Genomic DNA, 16,689 nt, shown 5'->3' with positions numbered 1-16,689 from the left:
CGCCTGGCTCCACACCTACAATCACCACCGCGGACACACCGCACTCGCAGGCAAACCACCCGCCAGCCGCGTCCCCAACCTCACAGGACAGAACACCTAGCGGGCCGGGAGGTACCCCCACGCGCCCCTGATTGCGTACCCCTAGAGCGCTACGCCGAGCAGCGCGTCCACCGCGCGGGAGACCAGGCCCGGGGCGCCCGTGTCCTCGCCGCCCACCGCGTGGGCCGTCGCGGCCCAACGGTCCACTGCCGCAAGGGCTGCGGGTGCGTCGAGGTCGTTGGCGAGGGCCTCGCGGAGCTCCCCGAGCAGCGTCGTGGCCGGGGGGCCGTCCGGGCGGGAGACCGCTGCGCGCCAGGTGGCGAGGCGGGTGAGGGCGGTGTCGAGGTCCTCGGCCGTCCATTCCCAGTCGCTGCGGTAGTGGTGGGCGAGCAGCGCGAGCCTGATCGCGGCGGGGTCGATGCCGTCGCGTCGCAGGGCCGAGACGAACACCAGGTTGCCGCGCGACTTGGACATCTTGTGGCCGTCGAGGCCGACCATGCCGGCGTGCACGTAGGCGCGGGCGTAGGGGTGGGCGCCGAGGGCGACCTGGGCGTGCGAGGCGCCCATCTCGTGGTGCGGGAAGGACAGGTCGCTGCCGCCGCCCTGGAGGTCGAACTCCATGCCGAGGTACTTGAGCGCGATGGCGACGCACTCGATGTGCCAGCCGGGCCGGCCGTGGCCGAGTTCGGTGTCCCAGGCGGGTTCGCCGGGGCGGGCGGCGAGCCAGAGCAGCGCGTCGAGCGGGTTCTTCTTGCCGGGGCGCTCGGGGTCGCCGCCGCGCTCGGCGAAGATCGGCAGCATCTGTTCGCGGGTGAGCCCGGAGACCTCGCCGAAGTGCGGGTCGGACTCGACGGAGAAGTAGATGTCGCCGTCGATCTCGTAGGCGGCGCCGGAGGCGAGCAGCTGCTGCACCAGCGGGACGATCCACGGGATGGATTCGACGGCGCCGATGTAGTGCGCGGGCGGGAGCATCCGCAGCGCGGTCATGTCCTCGCGGAACAGGGCGGTTTCGCGGGCGGCGAGTTCGGTCCAGTCCTGGCCGGTGGCGACGGCGCGCTCCAGCAGCGGATCGTCGACGTCGGTGACGTTCTGGACGTACAGGACGTCGTGGCCGGCGTCCTTCCAGACCCGCTGGACCAGGTCGAAGGTGTTGTAGGTGGCTGCGTGGCCCAGGTGGGTCGCGTCGTAGGGAGTGATGCCGCAGACGTAGAGCCGGGCGGTCGGGCCGGTGGGCACGACCTCTCGGACACTGCTCGTGGCGGTGTCGTAAATGCGCAGGGGAAGCCCCTGACCGGGCAGGGCGGGAACCTCGGAAGTGGGCCAGGCATGCATGGCACCGACTCTAACCGTGCACTGATTTGAAAGACCAACCTGCTGGCATGATCGGCTTGATTCCGCTTGTTCTCTGTTTCGGATCGGTATCAGACCGGCGGCCAGGGAATAGACGGCCAGTCAGCCGACGGCAGCGGATGCCGTCCCAGGGCCAGCAGCGCGCCCGTCCGGGCCCGCAGCGCGTCGAGTTCGGCTGCTGTCAGGTGCGGTCGCAGCCGCTCGCCGAGGGTGCCGTCGAGGTCGGTGGCGAGCTTGCCGAGGACGTCGAGGGCGTCGGCGGTGAGCGGGCGGTCGGCCCATCCCCACAGCAGGGTGCGGAGTTTGGGCTCGGTGTGGAAGGTGACGCCGTGGTCGATGCCGTAGAGCCGGCCGTCGGCGGCGGTCAGCCAGTGGCCGCCCTTGCGGTCGGCGTTGTTGAGGACGGCGTCCAGCACGGCGAGCCGGCGCAGCCGTTCGTCGTCGCGGTGCACCAGCCAGGCTTGGCGGCCGGCGTCGAGTTCGGCGCGGACGATGGGGAGCCAGCCGTCGGCGGGCCCGTCCAGTGGCTGGAGGTCGAGGAGTTCGGGGGCGTCCGGGTCGGGTTCGATCCACAGCTGGACCATGCCGGGGCCGGCGGGGCCCTCGCGCAGGACGGTCGGCGGGATCAACTGCCAGCCGGTGGCGGCGGAGACCTCGTGGGCGGCGCTCTCGCGGCCGGCCAGGGTGCCGTCGGGGAAGTCCCACAGCGGGCGTTCACCGGCGACGGGCTTGTACACGCACGGGGCGGTGACGCCGTCGAGGGTGGCGGTGCAGTACAGGACGGCGTTGGAGGCGTCGGTGACCCGGCCGTGGACGGTCAGCGCGCCCTCGCGGAGCAGGGCGAGGGCGGCGGGGGTGTCGGCGGCCAGTGCGGCGCTGGTGGCCGGGTCGGTGCCGGGGGCTTCCACGGCCGGCTGCTCGCTCAGCGCCGGTAGCCGTTCGCGCGCGGGCACAGGTGGCCCTCGGGGTCGAGCGGCAGGTTGCAGAACGGGCAGGGCTTGCGGCCCGCCGCGACCAGGTCGAGGGCGCGCTTGGCGAACACCCGGGCCATCGCGCCGCTGAGCCGCACCCGCAGCAGGTCGGGGCCGTTCTCGTTGTCGAAGACCTCGATCTCGTCCTCGTCCTCGGACTCCTCGACGTACGCCTGCGCCTCGACCACCAGGCACTCCTCGCGGGCGTCCCAGGCCAGCGCCATGGTGCCGACCCGGAACTCCTGTTCCAGCGGCAGGTCGAGCGGGGCGGCGTCGAGCAGCTCGACGGGCGCGGCGGCTGGGATCGGGGCCTCGCCGCCGCTGCGCCGCAGCGCCTCGTCGAGGACTTCCTCGATGCGTTCGGCGAGGGCGGCTACCTGGGCCTTCTCCAGCAGCACGCTGGTGATCCGGCCACGCGAGGAGGCCTGCAGGTAGAACGCCCGGGCACCGGGCTGGCCGACGGTGCCGGCCACGAACCGCTCGGGCTGGTCGTAGAAGTGGACCTGACGGGACACGCTGCTCGCTCCGGTACGGGGGTGTGCGGTCTTCTCGCTCTCACCCTACGGCCAAACGGGCCTGCCGTGGGGTGCGGGGGGCGCGGATTCCTGGTGGGGACGGTGCCGGCCAGGTGCTGCTCGGACGTGCCGGGCAGGCGGACTCAGACGGTGCCGGTCTCGCCGCCGATCACCGCGTCGTCCCCGGCCGAGTGGCCGTGCGGGCGCGGGGCGAGCGAGGCCAGGCCGCCGGTGTCGCCGAGGCGCAGCAGGTACGGGCGGTTCGGGGTGTAGCGGATCGCGGAGACGGAGCACGGCTCGACCGAGATCCGCTGGAAGTGGTCGAGGTGCAGGCCGAGCGCGTCCGCGACGATCGCCTTGATCACGTCGCCGTGGGTGGCGACCACCCAGAGCGCGTCCGGGCCGTGTTCGACGGCGATCTTCTCGTTCCACTCGCGGACGGCGTCCACGGTGCGGTGGCTGAGCGTGCGCAGTGACTCGCCGCCGGGGAAGGCCGCGCCCGAGGCGTGGTCCTGGACGGTGCGCCAGAGCGGTTCTTCGGCGAGTTCGGACAGCGGGCGGCCGGTCCAGTCGCCGTAGTGGCATTCGCCGAGCCGCTCGTCGAGGTCGGGCGGGCCGAGTTCGGGGCGGGCGGCGACCAGCGGTTCCAGGGTCTGGCGGCAGCGCTCCAGCGGGCTGCTGACCAGCCGGACGATGGGCAGCTGGGCCAGCCGCTCGGGCAGGGCGGCGGCCTGCGCGCGGCCGGTGTCGTCCAGCCCGACGCCGGGCGTCCAGCCGGCCAGGATTCCGGCGGTGTTGGCGGTGGAGCGGCCGTGGCGCACGAGCAGCAGGGTGGGCATACCGCAAGCGTACGGGGTGCGCCCCTCCCGGCGGCCCTCGGGTTCGGGTCACAATGGCGGGCATGATCGTGGATTGCGGCACTTACCGGGACGGGCGGCGCACCGAGGGACCGGAGGACTTCTCGGACGCCCTGGCGGCGGTCCGGGCGTCCGGCGACGGCTTCGTGTGGATCGGCCTGGCGGACCCGACGAGGGCCGAATTCGACCATGTCGCCGAGGAGTTCGGCCTGCACCCGCTGGCGATCGAGGATGCGTTGACGGCGCATCAGCGCCCGAAGGTGGACATCTACCAGGACTCGGTGTTCACCGTCCTGAAGACCGCCGGGTACCACCCGGAGGACGAGTCGGTGTCCATCGGCGAGTTGATGATATTTCTGGGCGACTCGTACGTGATGACGGTCCGGCACGGGCCGGAGAGCCCGCTCAAGGACCTGCGGGCCGAACTCGAGAAGCAGCCCGGGCTGTTGGCGCACGGCCCCGCCGCCGTGCTGTACGCGATCTGCGACCTGGCGGTCGATCAGTACCTCGACGTGGCCACCGAACTCCAGACCGACCTGGACGAGCTGGAGGCCGAGATCTTCTCCCCCGGCCGGGTCCGCGGCGCCGCCGAACGCATCTACTCCTTCAAACGGCAGGTGGTGAACTTCCGTAAGGCCACCTATCCGCTGATGGAGCCCGCCCTGCGTCTCACCCGGGCCGGCACCGCCTCCGGCGAGGTCTGGGTGCCCTTCGTCCCCGCCGAACTGCGCCCCTACTTCCGGGATGTCGCCGACCACCTGGCCAAGGTCAACGAGATGGTGGAGAGCCTGGACCGCCTGCTCTCCGACATCCTCTCCGCCAACCTCGCGCAGGTCTCCGTCCAGCAGAACGACGACATGCGGAAGATCTCCGCCTGGGCCGCGCTGGCCGCCGTCCCCACGATGATCGCCGGTATCTACGGCATGAACTTCGAGCACATGCCGGAACTCGGCCAGCCCTGGGGCTACCCCGCCGCGCTCTCCGTCATGGGCGGCGTCTGCGTCGTCCTGCACCGCCTGTTCAAACGCGCGGGCTGGCTGTAGCGGCCGGCCCGCGCGTTCGACGGACGGAGCGGGGTCAGGACTGCTGCTGCCGGCGGCGACGGGCGGCCACCAGGGCGGCGCCGAGGGCCACGGAGGCCGCGCCGGCGGCGGCCAGGGTGCCGAGCGGGGCGTCGACGCCGGTGGAGGCGAGGGTGCCCGTGCCGGTGCCGGTGCCGGTGCCGGTCTGGGTGGTGCCGGTGCCGGTCTGGGTCGTGTCGGACGCCGGGGTCACGGTGGTGCCGCCCTGGCCGCCCTGGTTCTGGGTGCCGCTGTCGGTGCCACCGGTGCCCGTGCCACTGCCGGTGCTGCCGCCGTTGCCGCCCGTGTTGCCGCCGTTGCCGCCCGCCTCGTGCGCGTTGGCGGTGTCCCGGGCCTGCGCCTCGGCCAGGCCGGTGGTCAGGAAGACGTGCAGGAACTCGGAGTCGTTCGAGTCCATGGCCTCGCCGGCGGCCTTGCGGACCTCGGGGCCGCCGAGCGACATGGCCTGGGAGATCCGCAGGCGGGTCTCGCTGTCGCTGATGCTGTCCAGGCCCGCCAGGAACGCCTTGAGGTCGTCCGCGCTCAGCGCCTGGGTGGCGGCCTCGGTGAGGGTGAGCGAGCTGCCCGGCTGGATCAGCCGGCGGAGCACCGTCAGCCAGCGCTCGTCATTGGCGAGCTGCGGCCACTCGACGTCCAGGAAGTGGTCGATCGCCGCGTCGTCACCGTCCAGCGCCTTGCTCGCGGCCGCCTCCATCCGGCTGCCGGGCGCGGCCTGGTGAAGGATCTGGGAGACCCGGACGCGCTTGTCCTCGCGGATGATCTGCGGCCACTCGACGTCCAGGAAGTGGTCGATCGCCGCGTCGTCACCGTCCAGCGCCTTGCTCGCGGCCGCCTCCATGCGGCTGCCGGGCGCGGCCTGGTGAAGGATCTGGGAGACCCGGACGCGCTTGTCCTGGCGAATGATCTGCGGCATCTCGACGTCCAGGAAGTGCTTGACGTCCTCGGCCGTGCCGGCCATCGCCGCCTTGGCGTGCTCGTAGAAGTAGCGGCTGTGCCCCGGCTCCTCGATCACCTTGGCCAGCCGGGCCCGCAGCTCGGCCTCCTCCTCGGGCGTGATGCCGGTGGGCGCGGGGGTGGCGTCCGCCGGGGTGTCGGCCGTCGCCGGGGCGTCCGGCAGGGACTGGCCGGTGGGCGTGGTGTCGGCGAGGGCCGGGTTGGCCCCGAGGGCGGTCGGGGCGGCGACCGCGGCGACGAAGACGGCGGCGGCGATCGAACGACGGATGCTCAACATGTCCCCCTGGAACGGTGGTTCAGACACTCGACCGGTCGCCGCGGCACTCTCGGCCCGGCGACGGGCGCGATGATCGTATCGGAACCTCCCGCCCCACCGACCAGCGGACTTTCCCAGCCCTTGACCCGCCCGTTCCCGGCCCGGCCGGGGCGCGTCGCCCTGGCGTCAGATGCACCCGCAGCAGAATTCGCACCTCGGCGGTGCTTTGACGGACTGACAGCAGGCTGGGAGTCTCGTGACTCGAGATCAACGCCCACCCATACGTGACGTTACTCTGTCGGCGACGCTGCCGACAGAGTAAACGTTGGGCCGTCTATATTGACAAGTCGTTTATGACTTAGCCGAGTTCAGGTGACGGGTCAGGAGACTTGTACCGGGCCAGGTCAGCCTCGGTGACGAAAAAGCGCTGGCCGGTGCGCTGGTCTTGCAGGATAGCGCCGCGGAGTATGTCGTGCCCGGGCAGGAGGACGTGCTTCTTGATCTGAATCGACTCGCCTCCGTACGCGAAAATCTCGCCGTTGGGAATCACGAAAGTGTCTGAGGCGTGTGCAGTGATGTCTTCCATGAGATACCTCGCCGAGAAGCTCTCTTGGTCCAGTGGAAGTCTTCGGTTGAACAAGTACCGCAGCACCGGCGGCTGAATAAGTACCGCAGCACCGACGGCGCCCCGCCTGCGGCGTTCACCCTTTAGCAGGATACATCCTGATGATTGTGTGTGTGCTGTCATGGCCGCCTCGTGCAGCCGAACGCAGGGCTCCGTCGTTCTCGTGATCGGCCGGGAATAATCACGTGAGTCCGAGAGTTTGCCAACGGCCGGGTCATGCACCGCCCGTGACAGCGCAGACCCTCGGCGTGGGCTCAGGCGCCGAAGGCCTGTCGGAGCTGCTGTCCTCCCCCTGGGCGCTGCACACTCCTGAACAGGTCGGTGCCGTCGCGGCGGCCCTGACGGCCGTTCAGCACCACGCCGAGCAGGCGAGAGGCCAACTCCTCGACGTCCTGGAATCCATGGAGCATGCGGTTTCCCCGGCAGAAGCGCGGTCCTGCGTACTTCTGCCGGACGACCGCGCACCCGCGCCCCGCACGGGCCCCAGCGCGGCGGCCTTTGCCGCGCCGGGTCCGGCTGTCGGGGGTTCAGCCCGTAGGTTCCGCGGCCAACTCGTGCAGCAGGTCGGCGGCTTCGGTGTGGCGCCGGTGGTTGAGGTCGACGAGCGCGCGATGGGCCGCGGTCAGCTCGGCCCGGGCCTCCTCGCGGCGGCCCTGATGGTGCAGGGCGACGGCGAGGTCGAGCCGGACGGGTTCGCTCCAGGCTGGCATGTCGAGCGACTCGAAGGTGGCCAGTGCCCGGCGCAGCGATGACTCGGCTTCGCTCCAGCGGGTCAGGGCGGCCAGGTCGCAGCCGAGTTGGTGCTCGGTGATGGCGAGGTAGACGGTGTGCAGCGCGGGGGTCCGGCCGGGGAACCCGGCCCGGCAGACGGCTTCGGCGCGCCGGTGGACCGTGAGTGCCTGTTCGGTTTCGCCCGCGTCGCGCAGCAGGGTGCCGAGGGCGTTCCAGGCGCTCACTTCCGCGAGTCGGCCGCGCGGGTCGGGGTTGTGCCGGTGGCAGTCGGCGGCGGACCGCATCCGGGCGGTGGCCTCCTCCGTGCGGCCGAGGCGGTGCAGGGCTCCGGCGCCGTAGCCGAGGGCCCAGCCCTGCTGCAGGCGGTCTCCGGCGGCGAGGGCGGCGGTGTGGGCCCGGTCGGCGGTCTCCAGGGCCCGCCGGTGGTCGTAGCTGCACAGGTTGTACGCCCAGGCCAGGTAGTTGAGGTGGGCGGCCTGCTCGGCGCGGGAGCCGATGGCTTCGGCCGATGCCGCCGACAGCTCGAACACCTCGGTCCACTGCTCCCAGTGCTGGGTGCGGTCGGAGAACCAGTGCATGGCCTCGGCGGTGTCCACGACCTCGCGGTGCAGCCCGCGGTCGTGGGCGTGCCGCAGGGCCCAGAGCCACTGCTCGCGTTCGGCCTCCAGCCAGGCGCGGGCCTGCCCGGCGTCGGTCGGTGCGGTGGACGGGTCGGGATCGTGCCCGGCAGGGCGGTCGTGTTCGGCGTCGAAGTGCGCGGCGGCGGCCTCGACCCGGGCCAGCAGGCGGCGGGCGGCCGTCGATCGGATCCGTTCGATCACGGTGGGGTCGTCGTCGGCGAGCTGCTCGGCCGCGAACAGGCGCAGCAGGTCGTGGAAGCGGTAGCGGTCCGGCTGCGGGGTGGCGTGCAGCAGTCCCTGCTGTTCGAGGTCCTCGGCCAGTTGCCGGGCTTGGCGCAGGGGCAGGTCGGCGAACAGGGCGAGGGTGTGGGCGCTGAAGTCCGGTCCTTGCGCGAGCGCGGCGCGACGCAGCAGGGTGCGGGCGGCGGGCGCGAGCCGGCGGTAGGAGAGGGCGAACGCCGCACGGACTTCCAGGCTGCCGGCGCGGAGGGCGTCCAACCGTCTTTCCTCGTCGGTGAGGTGCGACACGAGGGTGGCGATGCGTTCGGCCGGTCGCGCGGCCAGCCGTTGGCCGGCCACCCGGAGGGCCAGCGGCAGCCGGCCGCACAGGTCGGCGAGATCGCGGGCGGCCTGCTCCTCGGCGGCGACCCGGTCGGCGCCGAGGATGCGGGTCAGCAGGTGGACGGCCTCCTCCCGGCGCAGCAGGGCGAGGTCCGTCCGGCAGGCCGACTCCAGGCCGGCCAGCGAGTTCCGGCTGGTCACCAGGGTCAGGGAGGTGCCCCGGTCGGGCAGCATCGGGCGTACCTGGTCCTCGTTCGCGGCGTTGTCGAGGAGGATGAGCAGCCGTCGGTCCGCCGTGAGGGTGCGCCACAGGCCCGAGCGTTCCTCGGTGCTGCGGGGTATGGCGCTCTCGTCCACGGCGAGTGCGCGCAGGAGCCTGGCCAGTGCCTCGCGCGGGTCGGTCGGCCGTTCGTCCGTGCCGCGCAGGTCGAGGGCGAGTTGGCCGCCGGGGTAGTCGGGTGCGAGCAGGTGCGCCGCGTGGACGGCGAACGCGCTCTTTCCCAGGCCCGGTTGACCGGTGATCAGCGCGACGGGCGCCGGGCCGTGGTCGGCGTGTGAGGCGTGGGCGGCGTGGGCGGCGTGGGCGGCGTGGGCGGCGTGGGCGGCGTGGGCGGCCAACTCCCGTACTGCGTCCAGCGCTTCGGTGCGTGCGGTGAAGTCCCGCAGGTCGCGGGGAAGGGCGAGCGTACCGGCGAGCGGTGCCGTGGCCGGGGCGGGCACGGCGCGCGGGCGGCCCAGTGCCGCGGCGGCCTCCAGCGCACGGGTGTCGTCCGGGGCCAGGGCCAGGGCCCGGGTGAGTGCCTCGACGGTGCGGCGCTGCGGCCCGCGGGCCCTGCCGCGTTCCAGGTCGGCGAGGGTGCGCACGCCGAGCCCGGCGGCGTTGGCGAGGTGTTCCTGGCTGTGGCCCGCGCGCAGTCGCAGTCGGCGCAGCAGTGCGCCGAACTCGCCGGGGCCGGTCACGGCCGGACAGCGGGGACGACGCCCTGCACCTGGCGGGTGAGCGGCACGGCGGGCTCCTTACGGTGCGGCGGGCCCACCGGGACCGGTGCGGAGGACGGCGCGGGACTGTGCCCGGTCCGCTCGCGTCACCACGCTGTCGGCCACCTGCTCGGATCGCGGCGGCAACACTGCAGGCGCGTCAGCGGATGATTCGTCAGGAACATACCAGCGCGCCGCGCACCGGCGGGAATCGGGAACCCGTACTTCTGCCGGTGGTTCTGCCGGGACGTGGGTGGTCGGGCCGGATACGTTCGCTCCTGCTCGAACCCGCTTCTCCGGACGGCTTGTTCCGGCGCGGTGGCGGCCGGGCCCCGTCGTGGACCGTTCGCAGTCGGAGGTACCAGTCCGTGGCCGTTGAGCTCCCCGAGCCACTTCAGTGGGTCCTGCTTCTGCTGGCGGGCTGCCGTTGGCCGGAGGCGGACGAGGACCGGTTGCGCGAGATGGCCGGGCAGTGCCGCACGGCGGCCGAGGGGCTCAAGGAGGCTGCGCAGGGCGCCGATTCGGCAATTCGGCGTGCTCTCGACGGGCAGCAGGGTGCCGCTGCCGATGCGCTGGGCGCGTACTGGGTCAGCTTCTCGGCCGGGGCGGGCACCGAGGACGACCCGGGCCGGCTCGGTGGCGTGGTCAACGCGCTGGACGGGATGGGCGATCTGCTGGAGCAGGTCGCCAACGCGGCGGAGACCGCGAAGATCCAGATCGTCGCGCAGCTGGGCATCCTGGCGTTCGAGATCGCCACCGCCGAGGCCGAGGCCCCGGTGACCGCCGGTGCTTCGATGGCGCAGATACCGGCGTTCGTCGCGGCAAGCAGGACGGCGGTTTCGACGATCCTGAAGACACTGCTGAAGGAGATGCTGGCGATGGCGGCCAGACAGGCCGTCCAGATGGCCGCGATCGACCTGCTCGCCCAGGGCATCGAGCTCGCCGAGGGGCACCGCCGGAACATCGACCTGAAGGAAATGGGCCAGAACGCCCTCGCCGGCGCGATCGGCGGTGCCTCCGGTCACCTGGTCGGCAAGGGGCTGGGCGGCGCGGCCGGCCGGCTCGGCCTGGGCAATGCCGCGCGGTCGCTGCCCGGGAAGGCGGCGATCGGTGCGGCCACCGGGGTCGGCGCCGACGCGGCCACCCAGTACCTGACCACCGGCAAGGTCGACACCTCCACCCTGCTCGGCTCCGGCCTCTCCGGCGGCGCGGGCGCCGGCCTGCACGCCGGCGCCGCCTCGACCAAGCACCACAGCGCCCCGCCCGGCCCCGGCGGCGGCCCGCACCCCGACCCGGCCGACCTCACCCGGGCCGGCGGGGACGGAAACCAGGACCGCCCACCGACGTTCGGCAAGCCCAGCACCCTCTCGGACAGCGGCAGCTACCAGGGCCCCGCCGAATGGAACTTCATAACTTGGTCCACGATCACGTCGCCAGAGAGACCGGACTCCGAGAACAACGGCATGCCATATCCTCCCGACTCGTTTTCCCTTTCGAACGAATCGCACGGCCCGATCACCGAGTGGAGACCCCGGCCCGACCCAGCTGAACGGTACCGCCGCTGGCTCGAATCGCGCGGCCAGAGCAACCCGAGCGATCTGAGCGGTCCCACCAGCAGTCCTCCGCACCCGAACGGGGACACCACCTGACAGCACCATCGGCTGTGTCAGGCGAGTCCGGCCCGCTCCAGGGCGTCAACTCCCGTGCGCAGGGCGGCGATCCGCTCGTCGAGCGTCCAGCCGGCCGGAGCGAGGGTCAAGGTGGTGACGCCGGCGGCGGCGTAGGCCTGCATGCGGTCGGCGATGCGGGCGGTGTCGCCGAGGAGGGCGGTGGCGTCGATGAAGTCGTGCGGGACGGCGGCCGCGGCGCCGGCCTTGTCGCGGGCGAGGTAGCGGGTCTGGACTTCGTCGGCGGCCTGCTCGAAGCCCATCCGCCGGGCGAGTTGGCTGTAGAAGTTCTTCTCCTTGCTGCCCATGCCGCCGAGGTAGAGGGCGGTGTAGTCGCGCAGGGTGTCGGCGGCGGCGTGGACATCGTCGCCGACCGCGATGTTGACGGTGGGGCAGAGGTCGAAGCCGTCCAGGGTCAGGCCGGCCTTGGCGCGGCCGGCGGCGAGGGCTTCGACGGAGAGCGAGGCGTGTTCGGGGGAGAAGAACAGGCCGAGCCAGCCGTCGGCGATCTCGCCGGTGAGTTCGAGGTTCTTCGGGCCCATCGAGGCGATGTACAGCGGGATGTGCTCGCGCACCGGGTGGACGGTCAGCTTGAGGGCCTTGCCGGGCCCGCCGGGCAGCGGCAGCGTCCAGTTGGCGCCGTCGTGGACCAGCCGCTCGCGGGTCATGGCCTTGCGGATGATCTCCACGTACTCGCGGGTGCGGGCCAGCGGCTTGTCGAACCTGACGCCGTACCAGCCCTCGGAGACCTGCGGGCCGGAGACGCCGAGGCCGAGCCGGAAGCGGCCGCCGGAGAGGGTGTCGAGGGTGGCGGCGGTCATCGCGGTCATCGCGGGGGTACGGGCCGGGATCTGGAAGATCGCGGAGCCGACGTCGATCCGCTCGGTCTTCGCGGCGACGAAGGACAGCACGGTGGCGGCGTCCGAGCCGTACGCCTCGGCGGCCCAGCAGACCGCGTAGCCGAGCCGGTCGGCCTCCTGGGCGACGGCGATGTTGTCGGCGTCCAGGCCGAGTCCCCAGTAACCGAGGTTGATCCCGAGTCGCATGTGCCCACTGCCTTCCAGTCCGGTGGTGCGGTGAGAGTAGCCGCCGTGCCGACCGTCCGCTACTGACCGGTAGCCGTGTCGTCCGCCACACCGCTGACACACTGCACGGATGCCGAAGAAGTGACCGAAGGCCATGGCCTTCGCCGACCTGGTGGCGGCCATGCCCGCACCGCCGGACGACCGGGCCGAGGTCCGCCACCACCCGATGCCCGTCACCGACGGCGGCTTCACCGACGCCGACCGCTGCCACTGGCGCCTCACCCGCGGGCCGCTGGACGTCCGCCGCGCCCAGCCGCTCGCCGTCACCGCCGACCGGATGACGCTGGGCGTGGAGCACGACGAGCGGGCCCGGCTGTGGGTCCCGCGCTTCCTCACCCCGGACGAGCGCCCCGCCGCCCGGCTCGAAGCCCGCGCCCGGTTCGGCGCCGCCGAGCTGCCGGCCCACGAGGCGTACGAGTTCGCCGACGCCGACGGCCGCGTCCTGCTGTTCGTCGAGACGTACTGCTGAGCCTGTCGGCCGGGCGGGTCGTCCCGGGCGGTGGCAGGTTTCGCCGCTACTCTCACGCACGTGGGGGGAACCGCCCCCGACCTGCGCCATCGCGGGTGGCGCGGCACGGTTGACGGAGGGGCGCGATGGAACAGCGACAGCTCGGGCGCACCGGCCTGCGAGTCTCCAGACTCGGCCTGGGCACCCTCACCTGGGGCCGGGACACCGACGAGCACGAGGCCGCCGAGCAGTTGAAGGCCTTCGTGGACGCCGGCGGTACCCTGGTGGACACCGCCGACGTGTACGCCGACGGCGGCGCCGAATACCTGCTGTCCCGGCTGACGGACGGCCTGATCCCGCGCTCCGAGCTGGTGATCGCCACCAAGGCCGGTCTGCTGCCCGGCTCCGGCCGCCACAACACCTCCCGCGGCCACCTGCTGAACGCCCTGGACACCTCGCTGCGCCGGCTCGGCACCGACCACGTCGATCTCTGGCAGGTGTACGGGTACGACCCGGCCACACCCACCGAGGAGACCCTGCACGCGCTCGACCTGGCCGTCTCCTCCGGCCGGGCCCGGTACACCGGGGTGTGCCAGTACAGCGGCTGGCAGCTCGCCAAGTCCGCGGCCTGGCAGCGCGCTTCGCCCGGCCGCACCCCGCTGGCCGCCGTCCAGCTCGAGTACTCGCTGCTCCAGCGCGGCATCGAACGCGAGGCGCTGCCCGCCGCGCTGGACGCCGGGGTGGGCCTGCTGGCCGGCTCGCCGCTCGGCCGGGGCGTGCTCACCGGCAAGTACCGGCACGGTGTGCCGACGGAGTCGCGCGGCACCGCCCAGCACCCCGCCGGCGCGGTCAAGCCGTACCTGGGCGAGGCGTCCCGCCGGATCGTCGACGCGCTGGCGACCGCCGCCGACGGCCTGGCCTCCACACCGCTGAAGGTGGCCCTCGCCTGGGTCCGCGACCGTCCCGGCGTGTCGGCCGCCCTGCTGGGGGCCCGCACCGCCGCCCAGCTGCAGTCCTCACTGTCGGTGGAGGCCCTTACGCTTCCGAGTGAGATCCGCGCTGCCCTGGACGACGTATCGGCCCCGGTGCACCGCTACCCGGACCAGGGCTGGACGGAGCTGTAGCCGCCCACCCGCTGAAGGAGCCTTCCGCATGACCACCCCCGAGGAGAGCCCGGCCCCGGCCGCCGAGCAGCACGCCGGTACCGTCGCCGCCCTCGCCGAAGCGATCCGGGCCGTCGGCCGGAGCGGCCAGGCCGGCCCTGACGCTCCGTCCGCCGCCGGCTCGGCCGCCGCGCCGCGCGCCGACGGCCCCGGCGGCGACGCCCAGCGGCAGGCCGCGCTGAGCGCCGTCGCCGAGGTGCTGGCGGCCGGCGGCGCGCCCGCGCAGCTCGCCCCCGCCGCGGTCGCCGAGCTCGGCGAGGGCGCGGCCGAGCTGCTGCGCGAGGACCCGTGGGCGGTGCTCTCGCTGCCCGGCGTCCGCCCCGAGCACGCGGACGGCTTCGCCCGCGGGCTGCTCGGCCCGAAGGCGCAGCCCGGCGACCCGCGGCGCGCCCAGGCGCTGGTGGCCTGGCTGCTGGAGCAGGCCGCGCTGCGCGGGCACTCCGCGCAGGAGCTCGCCGAGGTTTCCGAGGCGCTGCGCGCCCAGCACGTCCCCGACCCGGCGGGCGCGCTCCAGGCGGTGCTGGTGGACGGGCGGGTGATGCCGTTCCAGGAGGAGCTGCCGATGCCGCCCGGCAGCCACGACGAGGACGAGGAGCCGCCCGTCCGCACCCTGCTCGCCCTGGAGCGCCTCGCGCTGGCGGAGGAGAGCCTCGGCGAGGGCCTGGTCCGGCTGCAGTCCACCTTCGCGCCGGGCGAGGACACCGAGAGCCCCTCCGACGAGCCTGCCGCCGAAGAGCCCGAGCCTGCCGCCGAGGAGCCCGCCGAGGAATCCGCCGAGGTTTCTGCCGAGGAGGGACCGGCTGCTGAAGCTCCCGTGCAGCCCGGCCCGGCCGCGTGGGAGGAGGCGGCCGCGGCCGCCCCGTCCCGGTCCGCGCAGGAGCTGGTGCGCACCGTCGCCGGGTCCGGCCTGGTCCTGCACACCGGCGGCGAGGCGGCCCGCGCCGAACCGGCCGCGCTGCTGCACGCCGCCGCCGGGCTCGGCCTGCGGGTGTGGGCGGCGACCTGGACGGGCCAGGGCCGCGACTCGCTGGCCGCGCTGCTCCCGGAGGGCTCCCCCGCCGCCGACCGGATCGGCACCCTGGCCGAACTGCTCTACGGCGAGCAGCTGCCGCGCGCGGTGGACGGCACCCTGCCGCTGGACGTGCTGGTGGTGCTGGACGCCCCGCTGCTCGACGTGGAGACCGCCGCCACCCTGCTGGAGGCGCTCGCGGACGGCACCCGGCTGGTCCTGTCGGGCGACCCGGGCGGCCTGTGGTCGGCCGGTCCCGGCCGGTTCTTCGCCGACCTGCTGGCCGCCAAGGTGTGCCCGGCGGTGGCCTCCCGCACGCCGGACTTCGGGCCGATCGGCGAACTGGTCTCGGGCATCGGCATCGGCGAACTCCAGCCGGTGGACGCTCCCGACAAGGAGGTGGTGATCCTCACCGCCAAGGACGGCGGCGAGGCGGTGCACCGCGCCGTGCAGCTGCTCACCGACTCCATTCCGCGCGCCCTGTCGATCCCGTCCGAGCAGACCGTGCTGCTGACCCCGGGCCACGGTGGCCCGGCCGGCACCCGGGCGCTGAACGCCGCCGCCAAGGCCAGGTTGAACCCCGGCCCGGGCCGGTTCGGCGGATTCGACCCGGGCGACCGGGTGGTGCACTCCCCCGCGCTGGGCGTCAACCTGCCCGGGCGGGTGCTGGACGGCGACGCCACCGGCCTGCACCTGGAGCTGGCCGACGGCGGGCGGCTCACGCTCTCCCCGCAGCAGGCCGCGAAGCTGCGCCACGGCTGGGCGATGACGGCGCATCAGGCGGTGGGCCGGCGCTGGCCGGCGGCGGTCGTGGTGCTGCCGGAGGACGCGGCCGGGCAGCTGACCCGCCAGTGGGTGTACACGGCGTTCGGGCGGGCCGAGCGGCACCTGTCGGTGGTCCACGCGGCCGGCCCGGCGCTCGCCCAGGCGGTCGCCGACCGCCCCGCCGCTCCCCGCACCACCCGCCTGCGGTCGGTCCTCACCGACCAGTAGTAGGCGGCAGGTGCACGGCGAAGGGCCCGGGACGCCGATGCGTCCCGGGCCCTTCGTCCTGGGCGTTTCCCGGGTGGGACGGGTGGTCCGTCAGTCGTCCAGCTCGTCGTCGTAGACCTCGCTGACGTCAAAACGGCAGATCAGCAGCTCCGGGTCGGCGCTGTCGAACGGCTCGGGAAGCCACTCGCCGGGCTCGGCCGGGTCGGTGGCGGACACCCACAGCGTGGAGTCGCCCTCCTCCAGGCCGAACTCCTCGGCCCGGGCGGCGATCTCGTCCGGCTCGTACTCGCCGAACAGCACGCCGATCGCCGCCGTCACCTCGGCCTCGCCGCCCCCGCCGGGGGTGAGTGTCTCGTCGACCCGTTCGGCCTGGGCACGCAGGCGCTTCGGGTCGGCGATCAGGTAGTCGCGGCGGATCAGCACACTGATCGCCTCGGGCTGTTCGGGCCCCTGGTAACCCGTCCCGGACTCGTCGCCCGGGATCTCGAACGGGGTGACCTCGTCGTAGACCTCGTACAGGATCTGGTCGTAGGCAATGGCGGCCGCCGCAAGCTCCTCGTAGGCGTGCACGACGACCGGATCCCCGGGCTCGGTGGAGCCGGAGACGGCCTGCAAGTGGCGGTCGATGGCGGCCTTGACCGCCTCTGCGGCGGCCCGTACCTCGGTGATGGTCAGCTGCGCGGCATCAGACATGGTGCAGACGCTATCTCCACCTGGCGACGACACGCACAGCGGTTGTCACCTACAGCCGTGAAAACTGGGCAAGTTCACCCTGGATGTCCGT

At 73.3% G+C, this 16,689-nt stretch carries 15 protein-coding genes; 5 read left to right on the top strand and 10 right to left on the bottom strand.

The window, feature by feature from the left end; all coding sequences use genetic code 11:
• Window positions 1-141 precede the first annotated feature (141 nt).
• From mshC to ACFV18_RS17765, 4 genes are all read right to left on the bottom strand, one after another.
• The gene (gene mshC, locus ACFV18_RS17780) at window positions 142-1,371 is read right to left on the bottom strand and encodes a cysteine--1-D-myo-inosityl 2-amino-2-deoxy-alpha-D-glucopyranoside ligase (protein WP_380484129.1); all 1,230 of its coding nucleotides are present in this window, start codon (window positions 1,369-1,371) and stop codon (window positions 142-144) included.
• An 89-nt stretch (window positions 1,372-1,460) separates the two neighbouring features.
• The gene (locus ACFV18_RS17775; RefSeq protein ID WP_380484128.1) at window positions 1,461-2,297 is read right to left on the bottom strand and encodes an SCO1664 family protein; all 837 of its coding nucleotides are present in this window, start codon (window positions 2,295-2,297) and stop codon (window positions 1,461-1,463) included.
• Window positions 2,298-2,311: 14 nt separating this feature from the next.
• Entirely contained in the window at window positions 2,312-2,875 is a 564-nt protein-coding gene (locus ACFV18_RS17770) for a DUF3090 domain-containing protein (protein WP_380484126.1), read from the bottom strand.
• Window positions 2,876-3,018: 143 nt separating this feature from the next.
• Window positions 3,019-3,714, bottom strand: coding sequence for a histidine phosphatase family protein (locus tag ACFV18_RS17765; RefSeq protein ID WP_380484124.1), 696 nt, complete (start codon window positions 3,712-3,714; stop codon window positions 3,019-3,021).
• Between the two features lie 62 nt (window positions 3,715-3,776).
• Between ACFV18_RS17765 and ACFV18_RS17760 the strand changes: the two genes are divergently transcribed.
• Window positions 3,777-4,775, top strand: a complete 999-nt coding sequence (locus ACFV18_RS17760) for a magnesium and cobalt transport protein CorA (RefSeq protein ID WP_380484122.1) — start codon at window positions 3,777-3,779, stop codon at window positions 4,773-4,775.
• Between the two features lie 34 nt (window positions 4,776-4,809).
• On the opposite strand, the gene ACFV18_RS17755 is transcribed toward ACFV18_RS17760, so the two are convergent.
• The 4 genes from ACFV18_RS17755 to ACFV18_RS17740 all read right to left on the bottom strand — a co-directional run bounded on the left by ACFV18_RS17755 (window position 4,810) and on the right by ACFV18_RS17740 (window position 9,522).
• Window positions 4,810-6,045, bottom strand: coding sequence for an ALF repeat-containing protein (locus tag ACFV18_RS17755; RefSeq protein ID WP_380484120.1), 1,236 nt, complete (start codon window positions 6,043-6,045; stop codon window positions 4,810-4,812).
• Between the two features lie 337 nt (window positions 6,046-6,382).
• Window positions 6,383-6,610 carry a hypothetical protein gene (locus ACFV18_RS17750; RefSeq protein ID WP_380484118.1) on the bottom strand — a complete coding sequence of 76 codons (228 nt, stop codon included), beginning with the start codon at window positions 6,608-6,610 and terminating at the stop codon, window positions 6,383-6,385.
• A 293-nt stretch (window positions 6,611-6,903) separates the two neighbouring features.
• A complete protein-coding gene (locus ACFV18_RS17745) occupies window positions 6,904-7,059 on the bottom strand; it encodes a hypothetical protein (RefSeq protein ID WP_380484116.1) in 156 nt (51 codons plus the stop codon).
• Window positions 7,060-7,176: 117 nt separating this feature from the next.
• The gene (locus tag ACFV18_RS17740; protein WP_380484114.1) at window positions 7,177-9,522 is read right to left on the bottom strand and encodes an ATP-binding protein; all 2,346 of its coding nucleotides are present in this window, start codon (window positions 9,520-9,522) and stop codon (window positions 7,177-7,179) included.
• Between the two features lie 386 nt (window positions 9,523-9,908).
• On the opposite strand from ACFV18_RS17740, the gene ACFV18_RS17735 reads away from it, so the two are divergent.
• The gene (locus ACFV18_RS17735) at window positions 9,909-11,189 is read left to right on the top strand and encodes a WXG100 family type VII secretion target (protein ID WP_380484112.1); all 1,281 of its coding nucleotides are present in this window, start codon (window positions 9,909-9,911) and stop codon (window positions 11,187-11,189) included.
• A gap of 17 nt (window positions 11,190-11,206) precedes the next feature.
• Here ACFV18_RS17735 and ACFV18_RS17730 read toward each other — a convergent pair whose 3' ends face one another.
• Window positions 11,207-12,253, bottom strand: a complete 1,047-nt coding sequence (locus ACFV18_RS17730) for an LLM class F420-dependent oxidoreductase (RefSeq protein WP_380484110.1) — start codon at window positions 12,251-12,253, stop codon at window positions 11,207-11,209.
• 133 nt (window positions 12,254-12,386) lie between these two features.
• Here ACFV18_RS17730 and ACFV18_RS17725 point away from each other — a divergent pair, with 133 nt between their 5' ends.
• The 3 genes from ACFV18_RS17725 (at window position 12,387) to ACFV18_RS17715 (ending at window position 15,905) form a co-directional block, all read left to right on the top strand.
• Complete coding sequence (locus ACFV18_RS17725; RefSeq protein WP_380484108.1) at window positions 12,387-12,761, top strand: hypothetical protein; 375 nt, start codon at window positions 12,387-12,389, stop codon at window positions 12,759-12,761.
• A gap of 125 nt (window positions 12,762-12,886) precedes the next feature.
• A complete protein-coding gene (locus ACFV18_RS17720; protein WP_380484106.1) occupies window positions 12,887-13,864 on the top strand; it encodes an aldo/keto reductase in 978 nt (325 codons plus the stop codon).
• 28 nt (window positions 13,865-13,892) lie between these two features.
• Entirely contained in the window at window positions 13,893-15,905 is a 2,013-nt protein-coding gene (locus ACFV18_RS17715; RefSeq protein ID WP_380484104.1) for a helix-hairpin-helix domain-containing protein, read from the top strand.
• Window positions 15,906-15,995: 90 nt separating this feature from the next.
• Here ACFV18_RS17715 and ACFV18_RS17710 read toward each other — a convergent pair whose 3' ends face one another.
• Window positions 15,996-16,598 (bottom strand): hypothetical protein, encoded by a 603-nt coding sequence (locus ACFV18_RS17710; protein ID WP_380484103.1) that lies wholly within the window; start codon window positions 16,596-16,598, stop codon window positions 15,996-15,998.
• Between the last annotated feature and the right edge of the window lie 91 nt (window positions 16,599-16,689).

Source organism: Kitasatospora sp. NPDC059673 (assembly GCF_042734215.1).
GTDB lineage: Bacteria > Actinomycetota > Actinomycetes > Streptomycetales > Streptomycetaceae > Kitasatospora.
This window is presented reverse-complemented; position numbering and strand designations above follow the sequence as displayed.

Excerpts from the sequence above, each read along its gene's own strand:
- mshC (WP_380484129.1), bottom strand. The coding sequence starts at position 1,371 with ATGCATGCCTGGCCCACTTCCGAGGTTCCCGCCCTGCCCGGTCAGGGG.
- ACFV18_RS17765 (WP_380484124.1), bottom strand. The coding sequence starts at position 3,714 with ATGCCCACCCTGCTGCTCGTGCGCCACGGCCGCTCCACCGCCAACACC.
- ACFV18_RS17760 (WP_380484122.1), top strand. The coding sequence starts at position 3,777 with ATGATCGTGGATTGCGGCACTTACCGGGACGGGCGGCGCACCGAGGGA.
- ACFV18_RS17755 (WP_380484120.1), bottom strand. The coding sequence starts at position 6,045 with ATGTTGAGCATCCGTCGTTCGATCGCCGCCGCCGTCTTCGTCGCCGCG.
- ACFV18_RS17750 (WP_380484118.1), bottom strand. The coding sequence starts at position 6,610 with ATGGAAGACATCACTGCACACGCCTCAGACACTTTCGTGATTCCCAAC.
- ACFV18_RS17745 (WP_380484116.1), bottom strand. The coding sequence starts at position 7,059 with ATGCTCCATGGATTCCAGGACGTCGAGGAGTTGGCCTCTCGCCTGCTC.
- ACFV18_RS17730 (WP_380484110.1), bottom strand. The coding sequence starts at position 12,253 with ATGCGACTCGGGATCAACCTCGGTTACTGGGGACTCGGCCTGGACGCC.
- ACFV18_RS17725 (WP_380484108.1), top strand. The coding sequence starts at position 12,387 with ATGGCCTTCGCCGACCTGGTGGCGGCCATGCCCGCACCGCCGGACGAC.
- ACFV18_RS17720 (WP_380484106.1), top strand. The coding sequence starts at position 12,887 with ATGGAACAGCGACAGCTCGGGCGCACCGGCCTGCGAGTCTCCAGACTC.
- ACFV18_RS17715 (WP_380484104.1), top strand. The coding sequence starts at position 13,893 with ATGACCACCCCCGAGGAGAGCCCGGCCCCGGCCGCCGAGCAGCACGCC.
- ACFV18_RS17710 (WP_380484103.1), bottom strand. The coding sequence starts at position 16,598 with ATGTCTGATGCCGCGCAGCTGACCATCACCGAGGTACGGGCCGCCGCA.